General features: G+C 63.1%; 8 protein-coding genes. 3 read left to right on the plus strand and 5 right to left on the minus strand.

Annotated elements, in window-relative coordinates; genetic code table 11:
* The first annotated feature begins 553 nt into the window (after positions 1 to 553).
* The gene (locus tag ACTJI2_RS12890) at positions 554 to 1,327 is read left to right on the plus strand and encodes an SDR family oxidoreductase (RefSeq protein WP_183641274.1); all 774 of its coding nucleotides are present in this window, start codon (positions 554 to 556) and stop codon (positions 1,325 to 1,327) included.
* 447 nt (positions 1,328 to 1,774) lie between these two features.
* Here ACTJI2_RS12890 and ACTJI2_RS12895 read toward each other — a convergent pair whose 3' ends face one another.
* The 5 genes from ACTJI2_RS12895 to ACTJI2_RS12915 all read right to left on the minus strand — a co-directional run bounded on the left by ACTJI2_RS12895 (position 1,775) and on the right by ACTJI2_RS12915 (position 13,527).
* Positions 1,775 to 1,987 carry a helix-turn-helix transcriptional regulator gene (locus ACTJI2_RS12895; protein ID WP_183639510.1) on the minus strand — a complete coding sequence of 71 codons (213 nt, stop codon included), beginning with the start codon at positions 1,985 to 1,987 and terminating at the stop codon, positions 1,775 to 1,777.
* Between the two features lie 154 nt (positions 1,988 to 2,141).
* On the minus strand, positions 2,142 to 5,096 hold the full coding sequence (locus ACTJI2_RS12900) for a beta strand repeat-containing protein (protein WP_318287917.1): 2,955 nt from the start codon (positions 5,094 to 5,096) through the stop codon (positions 2,142 to 2,144).
* A gap of 74 nt (positions 5,097 to 5,170) precedes the next feature.
* Positions 5,171 to 8,899 carry an outer membrane protein gene (locus ACTJI2_RS12905; RefSeq protein WP_440842343.1) on the minus strand — a complete coding sequence of 1,243 codons (3,729 nt, stop codon included), beginning with the start codon at positions 8,897 to 8,899 and terminating at the stop codon, positions 5,171 to 5,173.
* Positions 8,900 to 8,917: 18 nt separating this feature from the next.
* The gene (locus tag ACTJI2_RS12910) at positions 8,918 to 13,072 is read right to left on the minus strand and encodes a DUF7507 domain-containing protein (RefSeq protein WP_440842344.1); all 4,155 of its coding nucleotides are present in this window, start codon (positions 13,070 to 13,072) and stop codon (positions 8,918 to 8,920) included.
* Positions 13,073 to 13,302: 230 nt separating this feature from the next.
* Positions 13,303 to 13,527: a helix-turn-helix transcriptional regulator gene (locus tag ACTJI2_RS12915; RefSeq protein ID WP_183639513.1), complete on the minus strand. Its 225-nt coding sequence runs from the start codon at positions 13,525 to 13,527 to the stop codon at positions 13,303 to 13,305.
* An 816-nt stretch (positions 13,528 to 14,343) separates the two neighbouring features.
* Between ACTJI2_RS12915 and ACTJI2_RS12920 the strand changes: the two genes are divergently transcribed.
* Entirely contained in the window at positions 14,344 to 14,904 is a 561-nt protein-coding gene (locus ACTJI2_RS12920; protein ID WP_440842346.1) for an RNA polymerase sigma factor, read from the plus strand.
* Entirely contained in the window at positions 14,901 to 15,896 is a 996-nt protein-coding gene (locus ACTJI2_RS12925; protein ID WP_440842347.1) for a FecR family protein, read from the plus strand. The genes ACTJI2_RS12920 and ACTJI2_RS12925 overlap by 4 nt, the downstream gene beginning before the upstream one ends.
* The last annotated feature ends 37 nt before the right edge of the window (positions 15,897 to 15,933 follow it).

Raw genomic sequence — 15,933 nt, forward strand, 5'->3', positions numbered from 1 at the left:
TGTTTGACGACGAAGCGGAGGGCTGGAAATCGACCGTGCTCGGATACCGCTGCTGATGGCCCCGGAAAATCCGCTTGTCCTGTGGCATCCATAGTCATTGCAGGACGTCCGAGTTGATTCCGCTATGGATTCGGTTCGAGGGCTCCCATCCTGGACCGCGAGTTTCCCGTCTGATGCAGATCGATTCCAGGGCTGCCTGGCCTGTCATCGGTTCAAACAGCAATCCAGGGGACGCTGACCCGTTGGCCGGGCGGTGTCCCTACTGGCACGACCGTTTTACAGCGGCCCTGCCCGCACCGCGGGACGATTCAGGATGCAAAAGCTTCTCGCATTCACATGTCATGCCGTTCGGCCGTAGACGGGCAACATCCATGCCGCCCAAAAATCACTGCCACCCGCAGCCCTGTGATTATCAATCACAAAAAGCGATCGCACGCACATTTTCTGATTTCGCCCGATTAGGATTTTCTGGCGGAGGCCGCTCCATCAGGTATCTGACCAGCCGCCGCAGATGCATCTTTCACAGCACGTCCTACAACCCGAGGAGAGCCCCATGACTGAGCGTTCGCTGAAGAACAAAGTTGCGGTGATCGCGGGCGGCGGCAAGAACCTTGGCGCCCTCGTGGCGCACCAGTTCGTCGACGCTGGCGCTCGCGGCATTGCCATCCACTACAACAGCGACTCGTCGAGATCCGACGCCGAAAGAACCGCCGCAGAACTCCGGGCCAAGGGCGCAGATGCAACCCTGTTCCAGGGCAACCTGGCCGTGGTCGAGAACAACGCCAAGCTGTTCGAACAGGCCAAGGCGCATTTCGGACAGGTCGATATCGCAATCAATACCGCTGGCGTTGTGATCAAGAAGCCGATCCTGGAAATCACAGAAGCGGACTATGACAAGAGCTTCGACGCCAACGCCAAGGCTGCGTTCTTCTTCATTCAGCAAGCCGGACGAAACCTCACCGACGGCGGAAACATCGTCACGATTGTCAGTTCATTGCTGGCGGCATACACGCCGTTCTATGCGATATACCCGGGCAGCAAAGCGGCCGTCGAACACTATACGCGTGCGGCGTCGAAAGAATTCGGCGAGCGTGGCATCTCGGTCAATGCGATCGGCCCCGGCCCGATGGACACCTCGTTCTTCTATGGGCAAGAACAGCCTGACGCGGTGGCCTACCACAAATCCGCCGCGGCCCTGAGCAAGTACAGCAAGACCGGCCTGACCGACATCCAGGACATTTCGCCCATCGTCAAGTTCCTTGTCACCGATGGCTGGTGGATTACCGGACAGACCATTTTTGCCAACGGTGGCTACACGACCCGCTGACCTGGTCGATGCACCAGACGATCCGGTCCAACGGACCGGATCGCGCCCCGCGAGCGGGACCCGCATGAATCGGTTCCAACCACTGCTGGACCGCTTGGGAGTCGCTGGCCCGGACCATCGTGTCTCAACCAAACGTGGCACTGCTTCTCGGTACCACGGGAGCATTTTGCCTGCGCTCGACGCTTTCCAGACAGCCGTGGCCAGTCAACGTCTGATCCTGCAAGCCACCCGCGCCAGGGGGCAGCGGAGGACAGCTGGATTCCACCAGGCACGGAAATACGAATCCGAGCAGGGCAGCGCACATACTCACTCGCTTGTCCGCTAGCCGAAGCAGAGAAAAAACGCCTTCCGTCCGCCCAATGGGTCGCCGGTCGTTCCTGCGCTCCGATGCTCGCGGGCCTGGCGGGCCGCCCCGCTCCCGCACTCCGGATGAACGTGTCCTGTCGTTCATGAAAGCGCGATCCCACCGCGACCGGTCGCCAGCCATTCGATCGAGACGTCTGTTGTGATCGCCACGTCCACCAAGTGGCTTGCGCGGGGCTTCGGACGCTCGCTGACCTCCCAATTGGCGACTGCTCCGCGTGACACGCCGATCCGCTCCGCCAATTGGCTTTGTGTCATCCCCGCACGCTGACGCGCCACGCGCACACGCGTTGCCATGTCCATTGTTCCGCTAGCTCCGCCATCTTCCTCAGGAGCTAAACGCATCCTGACCCCTACCTCCCTACCTCCGCCCGTGACCGGCACGGAGGGTCCGTTCATGGAAGGTCAATGCTTCGGCGAAGCAGAGGAGCAATGCGTCACCGCAGCGCGCCTACGGCACGCTGCACGTGACGACAAGGGTGATGCTGCTATTGGCTGGAAATGTGGAAATGGCCACGCCGGTGTTCTGCAGGGTGTTCACGTCCAGCACCGACGGACACACGGCCCCACCCGTCGCACCGCTGCAGCTCACCGCCGTACAGGTCAAACCGATGGCCGTGTCTCGCACGAGCGCGCCATCCGCCGCATCCGGACCTGCATTGCTCACCACGATCGTATAGTTCGCGGCGGTTCCGCTGGTCACCGTATCGTTGGCCTGGTCGCCCGGACCTGACGACGGCGTGTTGGTCTTGGTGACCGACAAGTCCGCCTTCGGATTCCGCGTATTGACGAAGCTGCAGGTCAGATCATCCCCTACTGCCGGCGTCACGCTGAAGCTGGTCCCGTTGCCGCCAGGGGTTTGTCCACCCGACATTGCATTGGTACAGCTGTACGTGGTGGCATAGCTCGCCAGATCCGCTCCGGCTGCCGCCAATTCCGACAGGGTATAGGACGCACCGATGGCCGCGGAGCCCGCCGTCACCATGCCGGTAGCGGTACTGCCGCTGCCGCCGGTGGTGACGGGAGCAGGCGCACCGGCACCGGTGATGCTCAGCGTGAATTGATCCGCGACATTGAAGCGACCGTCGGGCAGGGACTTCTGCAGACGCAGGACGGCGTGCTTGCTGTTGGTATACGTGCACGTGATGGTCTCGCCTTCGTCCAGATCGATGGTGGCCACGCCTGTGCCCGGGTTCACCGTGCTGCCGCCATCCGGGTCGGCGCAGACCAGGTTGGACAGGGTCCAGCCAGCCACGGCCGTTTCCGTCACGGTGTAGACGCCCGCCGCCAAACCGGTGAAGGCCTGCATGTTCGGCAACACAGTGTCGGCGTCATCGTCAAGGCTGAAGTTGCCCAGGCCCGTGCCGGTGGCGGTGAAGGAAAAATCCTGAGCACTGTCCGGCAACGCGTCCTTGACGATGACAATGCTGCCACTCTGCACATCGGTGTCGCTAGCCGTGTTGTCGGCCGGTGTCGACTCGGTCACGCCCGCCGGCACGGCCAGAGTAGCCGTATTGGTCAGGCTGCCACTCGTGGCCGTGGCCGTCGCTGTAACCGTGAAGGTAACGCTGCCGCCGGGGGTCAGCAACGGAACAACGATACCGGTGCCCTGCATCAGGGCCACGGTGGTATTGGCGGCCGTCGGGCACTGCGAGCCGAGGGTAGCGCTGCCGCAGGCGACGCTGTTCGCCGACAGGCCGCTCACCACCGGATCGGTGAAGGTCGCGTCGCTGATCGGGTTGGCGCCGTTGTTGGTCGCCACGATCGTGTAGATCAGGTTTTGTCCGTTCGTGTACGTCGCCTGCCCGTCGGTCTTGGTAATGGTCAGGTTGGTGGTGGACGGGCCGCTGAACTCGGAGGTCGCGCCCGAACTACAGGCCGCCGTCAGGCAGCGGGTCGCTGTCATGCGCAAGGTGGCAGCATCCACACCCGCGACGGCGCAACTGCTTGGAATATTGGCACTGGGATTGGTGACGATGCACGACCCCAGCCAGACCTGGCCCTCGCCGTAGCCGGTCGGGTCCACACCGCCCGGGTTGTTGTAGAAGTCGATTCGGTAGCCGTTGGCGTTTGCGACCGTGTCGAGAACGAAATTGACGGTGTTGCCCGAAATTCCGCTGATCACTGGAAAGTTCTGCACGCCGTTGGGCCCGGTGTCGGCGTCTCCCGCATCGTTCGGGGTAACACCATTGGTGGCCAGGTCGATACCCAGTCCCAGGTTCCCGGAAATGTTGGTGTTGGCGTATACGATGTTATCGGCGGCGTTGATGCCGGTAATGTTGACGCCATCCCCCCGGTTACCTGTAATAATGTTTCCGGTGACGACGTTGCCATTGGTCTGAACCAAGCCGGTACTGGGAAGCAGTACCCCGGCCCCGCGATTGTCAGTGATCGTGTTTCCCTGGATCAGATTGTTGTTGAATACGCCCATCTGTGTTCCGCTACCGTAACCGGTGACGGATACGCCAGCACCATTTCCACCGGTCACCGTGTTGTTGGTGATGGTATTGTTGCTGGCACCGTAGGGACCGTCGAACTGCATGCCTAATCGGATGCCGATGCCCGTGCTGTTGATGATGCTATTGCCATCAACCCGCACATTGTCAGCCGTGAAGAGGGCAATACCGGAAGAGCCTCCCGTCACCGTGTTGTTGGTGATGGTGCCGTTGTAGGCCGGGTTCGCAAGATAGGGTGAGCTGGCGGTATTGTAATAGTTGATGCTGTAGACACCGCCCGTGATGTTGTTGCCGTTCGTGGTGACGTTATCGCTGTCGCGCACCAGGATGGCACTTCCCGTTGTCACGCCCATCGTGAACGTATTTCCCTGAATGAGCATGTTCGAGACACCGCCAACACGCACCGTACTGCCGAAATCGACGGTCCCGGTGAATCCCATATTCAGAAGCTGGCTGTTGTCGGCTTCGGCGTCGTAGAACGAAAGCGTATCGAAGGATCCGCCTGCAAGATTGACGGCATTGCCTCCATCGATGACCAAGGTGTCAGTGACGTCAGGAAGCGTCGAAGCAAGCACGATGGTACCGGATACGCTGAATACGATGGTGTCATCCACTGCCGTGGTGGCATTGGCCTCATCGATGGCCGCGCGCAGCGTTGTGCAGCTGAAGCTGGGGCTTGCCCCTGTGCACGATCCCGCCGTATCACCCAGCGTGGTTACCGTGTAGGTGTCCGCGTATGCACGACATGAGACAGACACCAGTGCAATCAGAAGAAGCCTCGTGATCTGGGAGGACACCCTGGATAGACGCATGGATTTGCTGTTTTTATCCGCCATGAAAACCCATCCCATTACCTTTTGACGCCGCAATTCCGCACAGCGGAACGCTGCCTGCCAGAAATTTCGTCGATGAAGCGCCGCAGACTGGAAACTCCCTGTGTTCTTCTTCATTTCTTCTCGTTCCGCATGCGCCGCCGGACGACTGCTCCGCTCATTGAATTCGTGCCCTGAACCGCTGCCAGGCATCAGTACCTGCCTGTCAGGTTGATGAACCAGCCCTTGTGATCTTTGTCGAAGTCGGTCAGATCGTCGCTGAAGCCGGTGAAGCTGTAGCCCACGCCGATACGGAAGTTCCTGCCGATATCGCGATCCAGTCCGACCAGCGCGCCGCTCGTGCTGCCGCCGCGCTTCACATCCAGCCAGCGGTACGCCGCCAGTGCGTGCCACTGCCCGGCCAGGTCGTAGCGCGCCGATACCGCGGCGAAGTTCGTGGTCGAATCGGCCCAGCGGCCGGCATTGCGGCCATGACGCACTTCCCCCTCCCGGCGCGCCACCTTCGCGGCGAACTCCCACTGCGCGGTCACTTTGTACGTACCCTCCAGCGAGACCACCTGGGTTCTCTGGTCGTAGTCGGCGCCGCCCACCTGTCCCAGCGTGGCGAGGTCGTATAGGTAGGTGTAGCGCCCGAACAAGCCCCAGCGCACACTGTCCCACGGACGGTAGGCAAAACCGAAGTTGCCCTCGATGAACTTCGCGCCTGCTGCCGCAGCCACCTCGTCCGTGGTCTTCGAATAATTCAGCCGCGCGGCGATGCGCCAGCTGTCGTTGATCTTCCGGATCAGGCGGTGGGTGCTGACCCACTGCTCACGCCGCTCGGCGCCGGTGTCCTGGCGCCATTCGAGTTTGCTCTGCCAGTCGGTATCCGGCGAGGTGCGCCCGCCATTCAGGCTGATCGCCCTGCGTTGCACTTGGCCGCCATCCACGTTGGCAAGCTCGCCCTTCATCAGGGTGAAGCCCAGATTCCAGCCCAGCGCCGGATAGAAATCCATGCCGAAGGTGTGCGCCAGCCCCGACTCACCACGCTCCTTGAGCATCTGGCTTTCGTTGAACAGGTTGACTTGATGGGACAGGCGCCAGCGTTGGCCCAGGGTCCAGCCCGTCTGTCGGTGGGGGTTGAACAGCGGATCGAACCCGGTGGTGTCGGTGCTGTAGGTGTAGCTTCCGTAAATCGTGTGCTCGGGATCGAGCCGGTATTCGGCGTTGACCGTGGCCGCATCACCGCGATCGCCGCTGCTGGCCTCCACGCCCACGCTGGACAGGTCGTTGAACAGGTACTTGGCACCCAATGTATACAGATCGTTGTCGGCATAACGGCCGCCATCGTCGTCCACCGTGAGCTGGGCCTGCCCGTACAGATCAACGCTTGTCCCCAGTCGCTGGGTGTACTTAAGCGCGGCCAGCGTGCCGACGACATCGCCGCCCATGCGCTGTTCCTCGACGCGACGCAGTTCGCCACTGAGCATGCGGGCTTCTTCGATGCGCCATTCGCCGGTCAGCTGTGCCTGGGTCAGGCTTTCATCGCCGCGTTCGGCCTTGCTGAAGCGCGCATAGACACCGACACTGGGGGTGAACTGCCCCAGCACTTCGGCGCCGTATTCGGTCATCTCTTCGCCACTTCCGTAGCGGCCCGTCGAGTATCCGGCGCCGACCCGGCGCCACCAGGCGCCCGTGCTCCAATCCTGTTCGGTCCATCCCAGCTCCTTCAGGTTGGCCCGCGCTTCGATCGCCCTGGCGTCACCTTCGCGGCGACCCGCCATATCGTTGATCCGGCTGAAGCTGAGGCCGCCATTGTCGGAGAAGAATATCGGCGCTGCGGACGACTCGGTCTGCGTGTACTCCGCCTTGAGGTAGGTGCCTTTGCCCGCCTGCAGGGTCAGGTCGCCACCGGCAAGGGTGTAGTCTTCGCCGGCGCGGTTCTCGTCCACGTAGGTGGCACCGACGGCGATGTGGTCGCCGAACCATTGCTTGCCGCGCAGGCCGGCGGCAACGTCGTCCGGATCGAACCCGGACGGCATCCACTCGTAGTCCACCAGCAGGCGCTGCTCGAACCCGTCCAGCGGAGTGTCGCGCGTCAGCGTGGGCACGTTGTCGCGGGTGATCTGCGACAACGGCCGGGTCAGCAGGACGCGGCCCTGCAGTTCGTCGATTTCGTAGTCGGCGCCACGGGTCAGCGTGGCGCGGTGCTCGACGCGGCCGGTGGTCGGATCCCGCACCTCCAGTACCACCACGTCCGATCCGGGCAGGATGTCGGTATGGCGCAGGTAGTACAGGCTGCCGCCGGTGCCGATGAACTCGTTGTGCCCGGGCGCGCTCTGCGCCTCGGAGCCGAACAGGCGCAATTCACTCTTCGGGTCGCCCCACGGATTGGTGCCACGCGAACGCCAGTCGAGTGCCGCGCCATACAGCGAGCGCACGTACTGCGCGTACTCGGTCCCGGTGATGCCGGTCTGGTAGTTGCCCCATAGCGCGTGGTTCCGGTCCCAATCCATTCGCACGTAGAAGCGTCCCATGGTATCCACGTCGCGGTAGACCGTGGAATCGTCGCCATATACCGGGTAGTAAAGATCCGGGTCGAGGCGACGGAAGATGTCCTGCGGGTACGCCTGCCCGAAACCATCGAACAGGTGCTCGAGGTCCTTCTCGGTGGTGTCCGCCTGCGCGGTGACCAGGTACTTGCCCCGCAACTTGGCCTTGCCGTAGAACGCCAGACGACCGTCGCTGATGACGTCGTCGTCGTAACGCACGTCGGCGAAGGATGTCGCCGACGAACCGCTGACCTTGTTCTCCGCGAAGGTCACGTCGGCCAGGCCCACGCCAAAGAAGTACTTTCCGGTCACGTCCACGTTCAGCACGTGGGAGGCGACGCCATCCCTGGCATCGCGCGTTGCCCTGTCGCCGGCGGGATCCTCCCCAACGGAGATATCGAAGCTGTGCTTGCCCACTGGCACCAAATACTCGGCGACGAACTTGCGCTCCATGTCGACCGGATAGCTTTCGCCATTGATCCACAGCTGTGCCTGGCCGGGCAGGTTGCGACCCTGGATGCGGATGCGCGAACCGTGCAAGGGGATGTTCTGCTGGCGCAGGCCGTTCTGCGCGAACGCCGCATCGATGAGTCGCAGGGTCTGGGCCTGTTCGACGCCAAGCGACCTGCCCAGGGTTTTCTGGCTGCTGTCGCGTAGCAGGTTGGCGCCGCGCTCGAATTCCTCCGGCTTGACCAGCTGGAACCTGTTCGGGTACGTCTCGTCGAAGTTGCCCCGGGCGTCGTATGCGCGCAGCACGTAAACCAGCTCGTCCCCCTGGCGGAACGGGTACTTCTCTGGCAGCTTGCCATCCCACTCGGTGCTGGCGAGGTTGCCGACCTTCAGCGGCAACATGGCGATGGGTTCGATCAGATCCGCGTCGGCCGCACGGTACACGTACAGCTCATAACGCTGCACGAACGCCGAGTAGTTGCTGCGCACATAGAACTGCACCGGTTTGACGATTGCCTGGCCGTCGAACGGCACCAGCGACGGCGCCGAGACGGTCAGCGAGGGATTGCCCAGCGTCGGGTCTTCGGTCGCCCAGATCGCACCGCCAGCGGGCAGCTGAATCGAGAACTTTCCTGAGGCAACCGCCTCGCCCGGCTGCTCGGTCGCCACGGTGACGCGGCGATCCGGCTGCAGTTCCATCGATGAGGATTGCTTGTCGGTATCCCGGGTAATCGGTTTGTCGTAACTGCGGGTCCGCAGACGAAACAACAGGCCGTCCTGCGAAGTGCAGGATTCATTGGTGCAGTCGAGCGGTCGGGCCATGCCTTCCGCCGCGCCCTGCTGCGCCTGCGCCCGGGAGTCCGCTTCCTGCGCGCCCGCAAGCGGCGCCATGCCCGCCAGGATTCCGGTCAGCGTGCAGTCGAGCAGTTTCATTCTCATCTTCATGATCCGCGCTCCCTACTTCCGCTTCGCGCCGACAGCGGCGGCCGGATCGTCATTCACTTCCACACGGACCTTTGCTCGCACCTCCGGGCTCAGGCGTTTTGCCAATGCCTCGTACACTGCCCTGGACCGACGCTGGCCCAGCGCGATGTTGTATTCGCGCGAGGCGCGAACGTCGGTATGACCGACGATGCCAATCTGGCCGCTTCCCATCTTTTCCAGCGCCGCCGCGACCTTGTCCAACAGTGGCTCGAACTCGGGCCGGATCAACGACTTGTCGGTGTCGAACAGCACGGTGCCCAGCAGGGTGCCGCCATCCCCCACACCGACCAGCAGCGAGTCCGGATCATCGACGTTGGTGCGGACGCTGACCTGCAATGCCCTGGCCGATTCGGCGCTGAGCCTGCCCATCAAGGCAGCCTTCACTGCCGTGGCCCGGTCGAACGCCAGCGCGTCGGTTTCGCCATTGGCGGCGATGATCACTTCGCCGCCGTGGTACCGCTCGACCATGTCGGCCATCTTGTCTATGGCGGGCAGGTACTTGGCCGGCACTTCGATGCTGCCCGGGGCGAAGAACACCTGGCCCATCTCCAGTTCGATCTGCTCGCTGCCACCGGGAATCTCTTCCACCGGCAACTTCACGCCGAAGTCGAAGCGCACCGGCAAGCCCGGTACCAGGCGGCGCAGCAGCGGGTTGTCGGTGGTGAACCCGGCACCGGCCGGCAGCGTGGACGGATCCACCTTCAGGATGAAGTTGCGGCCGCGGTCGGCACCACCAAAGGTATCCGGAAGGTGATAGCGCCCGAATTGATCGGTCTCGATCACCAGGCCTTCCACCGACGCGATGCGCACACCCGGAATGCCGCGTTCGTCGATGCCGGCATTCGAGATGGTGTAGTCCACCACATAGCCGCTCTCGTCCTGCGCGATCCTGCGCTCGACCTTCGGCGCAGCCGCATTCAGGCCCCTTGCGGCTTCACCGGACTTCTCGACCGTGGTGTTGCCGGCCTTGTCCATGCGCACGGTCACACCCTGCTCGTTGGTCAGCACGAAGTCGTCGGTGAAGTCCGGCGAGCGGAGCGTCTGCCGGATCACCACCTGATGCGCGTGCTCCGGATCGGCCACCGACTGGCGGCCACCGATCGTGTCCACCGCGATGCCGTGCAGCATCGGCGGGCTCGCATCCGGCTCGGGCTGCGGCCCCGTGCCGCGATCGATCGTGGTCGAATTGGGCACGTAGGCCGACCGGCTGAAGCCGCCCCGCACGCGGGTTCCGCTCATCGTCGCGCTGTCCTGCCAACCATCACCATCGCGATCGTCGAACACCGTGCCGAGGATCAGGCTGTTATCCACCAGCGGATCCGCGACCAAGGCGACTTCGGCCGCCACCACGTTGGAGATGGGGCGATTCGTCGGCGAGTAGCCCTGCGCCTGGTTGACCTGGGTACCCGGACGGACGCCCGCGCCGACTCGCATCAGGTAGACCAGGGTTGCGGTTTGGCCGGCCCGGACATCCAGGCCGCCGAAGCGGATCGGGTGCTGGCCGGACACGGCACCTGCGTTGTCGCCATCAACCACCGACAGCGAGCCTTCCACGTAGGTGAAACCTGCCGGTGCCGTATCAATGAGATAGCCGTTGATCAGATCGGCATCGCCCACGTTCTCGGCCGTAATGGTGTAGCGGACCAGATCGCCGACCTTGGCTTCCCGAACCCCGGCCGTCTTCACCAGGCGCAGCTGCGCCTGGCCAATGACGGTCACCGTGGCCACCGCCGTATCGCAGTTGGCCGGATTGAGCCTTTCGCAGATCGTGTATGGATAGGGGTAGGTGCCCGGCGGCGTGCCCGGCGTCACGGCGATGGTGCCATCCGGGTTCATCGTCAGACCCGGGTGCGGGTTGGCGCCTGGAACCACGGTAACGGCAACGGGCGCAACCGGACTTCCATTCAGCGTGTCGTTGATCAGCACACTGGGCGTGACACCGCCTGCCCCGGTGTTGATCGGTTCCGACGTGTCATCCACGGCATTGATGACTGGCGCAACCACGGTCACCGTGATGGTGGCCGGGTCGCAGTTGGCCGCATTCAGCCGCTCGCAGATCTGATACGTGATGGTGTAGCTTCCTGCCGGCGTTCCTGCCGGCACACCCACCACGCCCGTTGTCGGATCCAGCACCGGCACGGGGCCGCCGTTGATCGGCGTCGCCGGCGTCAGTACCGCACCCGTGATCGCGAACACATCCGTGATCGGTTGGCCGTTCAGCGTGTCATTGGTGTATGCGTTGCCCGCGTTGGCGTTGCCCGTCGCGCCATTGATGCCGGTGTACGTGTCATCGTTGGCCACGATGGGAGCCGACCCCACCACTACGGTGGCATTGGCGCTGTCGCAGTTGGTCGGATTGGCCACTTCGCAGATCTGGTAGGGATACGCGTACGTACCCGCCGGTGTCGCTGGCGCCACCGTGATCGTGCCGTCCGGATTCATCGTCAGGCCCGGGTTCGGACCGGCCCCCGGTGTCAGCGTCACCTCGGACGGATCCACCGGCTGACCGTTCAGCGTGTCGTTGGTCAGCACCGATGGCGTCGTGCCTCCCGTGCTGCCGTTGATCGACGGCGAAATGTCATCCACCGCGTCGATTGCCGGCGCAGTAACCGTTACCGTGATGGTCGCCGTGTCACAGTTCGTCGGATCCACCCTCTCGCAGATCCGGTAAGCGATCGTATAACTCCCCGCCGGTGTGCCCGCCGGCACGCTCACCACGCCAGTGGCCGCGTCCAGTACCGGCACCGGCCCCCCGTTGATCGGCGTTGCCGGCGTCGTCACCGCGCCAACGATGTCGGTCGCGTTCACGGGCTGGTTGTTCAGCGTGTCGTTCCCGGTGTAGGCGTTGCCCACATTGGTGTTACCTGCCGCACCACTGATCCCCGTATAGGCGTCGTCCACGGCATCAATGACCCGATGTGCGGTAGGCGTATCCACGGTCGTGGAACACGCCGGTCCGGTGCTGCCCACCGCGCAGACCGGGCTGGTTACGGTCGCCGTATTGCGGATGTTGCCCGCCGCGACGTCCGCCGCGGTCACAACATAGGTGCCCACCAGCACGCAGGTCGCCGCCGGCGCCACGCTGGCGCAGGTCGCCGAACCGGGCGTGATCCTGCTGTCGCTCACCACCACGTTGGTCAGGTTGCCGGTGGTGCCGATGTTGGTCACGGTGACCGTATAGGTCAGCACGTCCCCCAAGCTCACCGTGCCGCTGTTGTCGCCATCGGCATGGTGGGTCAACGCCTTCGCCAATGTCTGGCTTAGCGGCGCCGCCGGGGTCACCACGGTACGGGTGCACGCCGGATCCGCGCTGCCCACCGGGCAGACCGGGCTGGTCGCGGTCGCGGTGTTGCTGATGCTGCCCGCCGCCACGTCCGCCGCGGTCACGAGATAGGTACCCGCCAGCACGCAGGTCGCCCCCGGCGCCACGCTGGCGCAGGTCGTCGAACCAGGTGTGATCTTGCTATCACTCACCACCACGTTGGCCAGGTTGCCGGTGGTGCTGGTGTTGGTCACGGTGACCGTATAGGTCAGCACATCCCCGAGGCTCACCGTGCCGCTGTTGTCGCCGTCGGCGTTGCTGGTCAGCGCTTTCGTCAGGGTCTGGCTCAGCGCGGTATTCGTGTACTCGCAGACGACGGCGCCGGTGGCTGGCGTGGTAAATGTCGCCGTCGCGACTTGGGTGCTGGTATCGACAGTCACCGGCACGGACGCGCCATTGCAACTCACCGTGACCACATAGCCGGCCACGTCGCCGACGGAGAAGGCTTCCGTGAGGGTAATCGAAGTACCGCCCGGCACACCGGCCGTCGCATGGGTGGTCGTACCGGGCGCACTGGAGCTGCCGGCAGTCGCGTTGACGACCCCCGTGCCGCCAATGGTCAATGCGACCGCATTGCCGGCCACTCCGCCGGACCATTGCTTGCCCAGGGTGACCCCATACAGGACCGTGTCGGTATCCGTCGCGCTGTTGCAAAGCGGATTCCCAACCTCGCACACGGGATCAATCACACCCGTCGGCGGGGAAACCGTAACCGTATTGCTCGCGGTTTGTGCAAGCGAAGACGTGGCGGCAAGCACAAGCCAACCCGCCAGCGCGCAGAATGAAATGCGGCGCGGCCACATCATGAATCTGGAATCAGGCGACACACAGAACGACCCCCAAACTTGGCGTCCAAACCATCACACGCCTGCGATACGCCACACAGGCGTCCCACCATGAAAAAAATCGAAAATCGGATACGAAGCCATCCCCGTCAGCCAAAGGTCAGGACGCACAAGGAAGTCGCAGTCACCCCGAACACGGAAATGCCATGAATCCCCCTAGGCTCTCGATGACCGCTACGTTGCCCGATCACTCACACCTTGAGTTCGATATCCCCCCGCCCGAGCGCCAGCCACTCGAACGAAACATTCGTTTCAATCGCGATTGAAACCAGGTTCGCGACATTGGGTTTTGGGCGCGTGCTGATTTCCCAGTTTGCAACCGCGCTACGCGTCACCCCGATCCGGCCTGCCAACTGACTCTGCGTCATTTCCGCCCGCAGGCGCGCGATACGTATGCGCGCCGCCATGTCTTCCATCGTCTCCGCCCCGAATCATGGTTCCCCGTAGAAACGCAAGATCACGCCTCCCTCCCTACCTCCGTGGATAACGACAGGCCGGGTTTTCGCGCGCACATCGTCCCCTCTGCACAGCCTGGACCTGCGCTATCCGGTCTGGTGCCTGAGGCTCAGGCAATGACCCCGTGGCGCATGCAACAACCGTGCCTTGCTCTACATCACTTGCGGCACACTGCCGGCACGCGGCCCCATCCCCATCGGCTTCCGTACCGCCACGACGCACGATCCTTCACGAAGGGCCGCAATCTCCGAGGCAGCAACGCCCCAAAGAATTCGAATGGCCTCATGCACTTGCAACCCCGAGGGGAGGCACACGAAGAATCGTGTCGGATATCACGCTTTGTGATCGATACTCACAATCCAGCCCGCGTGGTGGCCCTTCACGGCGCATCTCTCCAGCGCCCCTCTGGCAATCACCTCGCGAACGGCCTCGCGCCCCCGGGTCACAGGGTTCTTGTCCATGCACCTTCCGGCTTCTGGAAGCTGGCTTTCCCCCTTTTCCCCCAGGAAACGCAAAACACCCCGCACCTCCCTACCTCCCCACCCAGCGCAGGCCACAGAAGGAGACAGACGTCTAGAAACGGGGCCGGCACGAGAGTGATTACCTCTATCCAGCAAGCATCCATCAACACCTCGTCAACGGGTCCTGTTCGCCTTGAAACCACGTGTGGACAAGGCCCGGCCGTAGCTCGTCACGGTCCCTGGAGGTAGTGAAATTACTTTTGAGGCTGGTTAAAATCAGTCACAAAGGCGACTTCCTTCTGCGAGCGGGGGCCAATGAGTGCCACTTTGGACGCGGGGATCAGCCATCAGGTCTTCGAACGATTTCTGGGCGAGCAACGCCCGATGCTGGTCAGCTATCTGCGTGGCCGGGGGCTCTCGCTCGACGACGCCCAGGACATCGCGCAGGAAAGCCTCTACAAGCTGACACGCTATCGCGACTTGCCGGTCGAAGCCCTGAGACCGCTGCTCTACCGGATTGCACTCAACGCGCTCCACGATTCCCGGCGGCGGCAATCCGGCATGCATCAGACATCCTTGTCCGATATGGATCTCCAGGCGCACGACATCCAGGACGAGATGCCGCGGCCGGAGCAATGGGCGGAAAACCGGGAAGAGCTGGCACGGGTACGCGCGGCCATCAGTCTCCTTCCGGAACGCTGTCGGGAAATCTACTTGCTTAACCGCATCGAAGGGATGAGCTACAGTCAAATCTCCAAGCATTGCGGCATCTCCGTCAAAGCGGTCGAGAAGCACATGGGGAAGGCACTGACCTCACTCAGGAAGCAGCTCTCCATTCAAACGCGCCCCAAGGGCGTACCCGGGGAGCTCCCATGAACACAGCGACACCTCCTCTCCAGGGTTTTCCCGATTCGGCTGAAGGTTGGCTGGCACGCTTGCTATCACCCGAATGCAGCGCGTCCGACCATGCCGCCTTCGAGGGCTGGCTGGCCATGTCCTCCCGGAATGCGCTCGACTACGCCGAGGTTGAACGCATTCACCAGTTGGCCGGTGCATTGCGCGCGGATATGACGTCGCATGCTCCGGAACCTCGCCCGACCACCCGCATACCGCCCACGCGACGCAAGCGTACCTGGCTTCGTCCTTTGGCCTGGGCCGCCGTCCTGATGCTGGCCGTGAGCGGCGGCCTCTGGATGCTTGCCGAGTTTCGCAGCACTCAGCCCATCCCATATGCAACGGAGATAGGGAAGCAGCGCCATGTCGATCTGCCCGACGGATCCACGCTGGTGCTTGATACCGACACGCGCGTTGAGGTGGCCTACGAGCGTTCGCGGCGCCACATCGTTCTGCTGAGAGGTCGTGTCCAGGCCAGTGTCGCACACGATGGCAATCGGCCGTTCGTGGTGACCTCGGGCATCGGTAACATCCGGGCGCTGGGTACCGTCTTCCAGGTGGAACGACGGGGGGCGAGCACTGTCGTTGCCCTGCTGGAGGGGCGCGTCATCGTGGATGCAAACGGAACTGAACCCGGTCATGCCATCGAGCTGCATCCGTTGCAACAACTCGCCTATGACGCGGATGGCAAGCTGGGATCCCCCCAAAGCGTTGATGGCAGTGTCGCGGAGAGCTGGACGCGGGGGCGGCTGGTATTCAAGGAAGAACGCCTTGCCGATTTGATTGCAGTCTTCAATCGGTACTCTCACGAACAACTGATCCTTTCCCAGCCCGAACTGGGCGATATCCGGATCAGCGGCGTATTCAATGCCGACGACCAGCCAGGACTGCTCGCCACCCTGCGCCAGGGCTGGGGCCTGCAGGCGAAGCCGGTCGCCGGAAACCGGATCGAACTGTCCACAACGAAGCAGTAGGTGCTGGGGAGCACGATCGACCATGCCGATCAGTCTT

The sequence above is a fragment of the Pseudoxanthomonas sp. 22568 genome (genome assembly GCF_052044485.1).
Taxonomy (GTDB): domain Bacteria; phylum Pseudomonadota; class Gammaproteobacteria; order Xanthomonadales; family Xanthomonadaceae; genus Pseudoxanthomonas_A; species Pseudoxanthomonas_A beigongshangi.

Excerpts from the sequence above, each read along its gene's own strand:
- ACTJI2_RS12890 (WP_183641274.1), top strand. The coding sequence starts at position 554 with ATGACTGAGCGTTCGCTGAAGAACAAAGTTGCGGTGATCGCGGGCGGC.
- ACTJI2_RS12895 (WP_183639510.1), bottom strand. The coding sequence starts at position 1,987 with ATGGCAACGCGTGTGCGCGTGGCGCGTCAGCGTGCGGGGATGACACAA.
- ACTJI2_RS12900 (WP_318287917.1), bottom strand. The coding sequence starts at position 5,096 with ATGAAGAAGAACACAGGGAGTTTCCAGTCTGCGGCGCTTCATCGACGA.
- ACTJI2_RS12905 (WP_440842343.1), bottom strand. The coding sequence starts at position 8,899 with ATGAGAATGAAACTGCTCGACTGCACGCTGACCGGAATCCTGGCGGGC.
- ACTJI2_RS12910 (WP_440842344.1), bottom strand. The coding sequence starts at position 13,072 with ATGATGTGGCCGCGCCGCATTTCATTCTGCGCGCTGGCGGGTTGGCTT.
- ACTJI2_RS12915 (WP_183639513.1), bottom strand. The coding sequence starts at position 13,527 with ATGGAAGACATGGCGGCGCGCATACGTATCGCGCGCCTGCGGGCGGAA.
- ACTJI2_RS12920 (WP_440842346.1), top strand. The coding sequence starts at position 14,344 with ATGAGTGCCACTTTGGACGCGGGGATCAGCCATCAGGTCTTCGAACGA.
- ACTJI2_RS12925 (WP_440842347.1), top strand. The coding sequence starts at position 14,901 with ATGAACACAGCGACACCTCCTCTCCAGGGTTTTCCCGATTCGGCTGAA.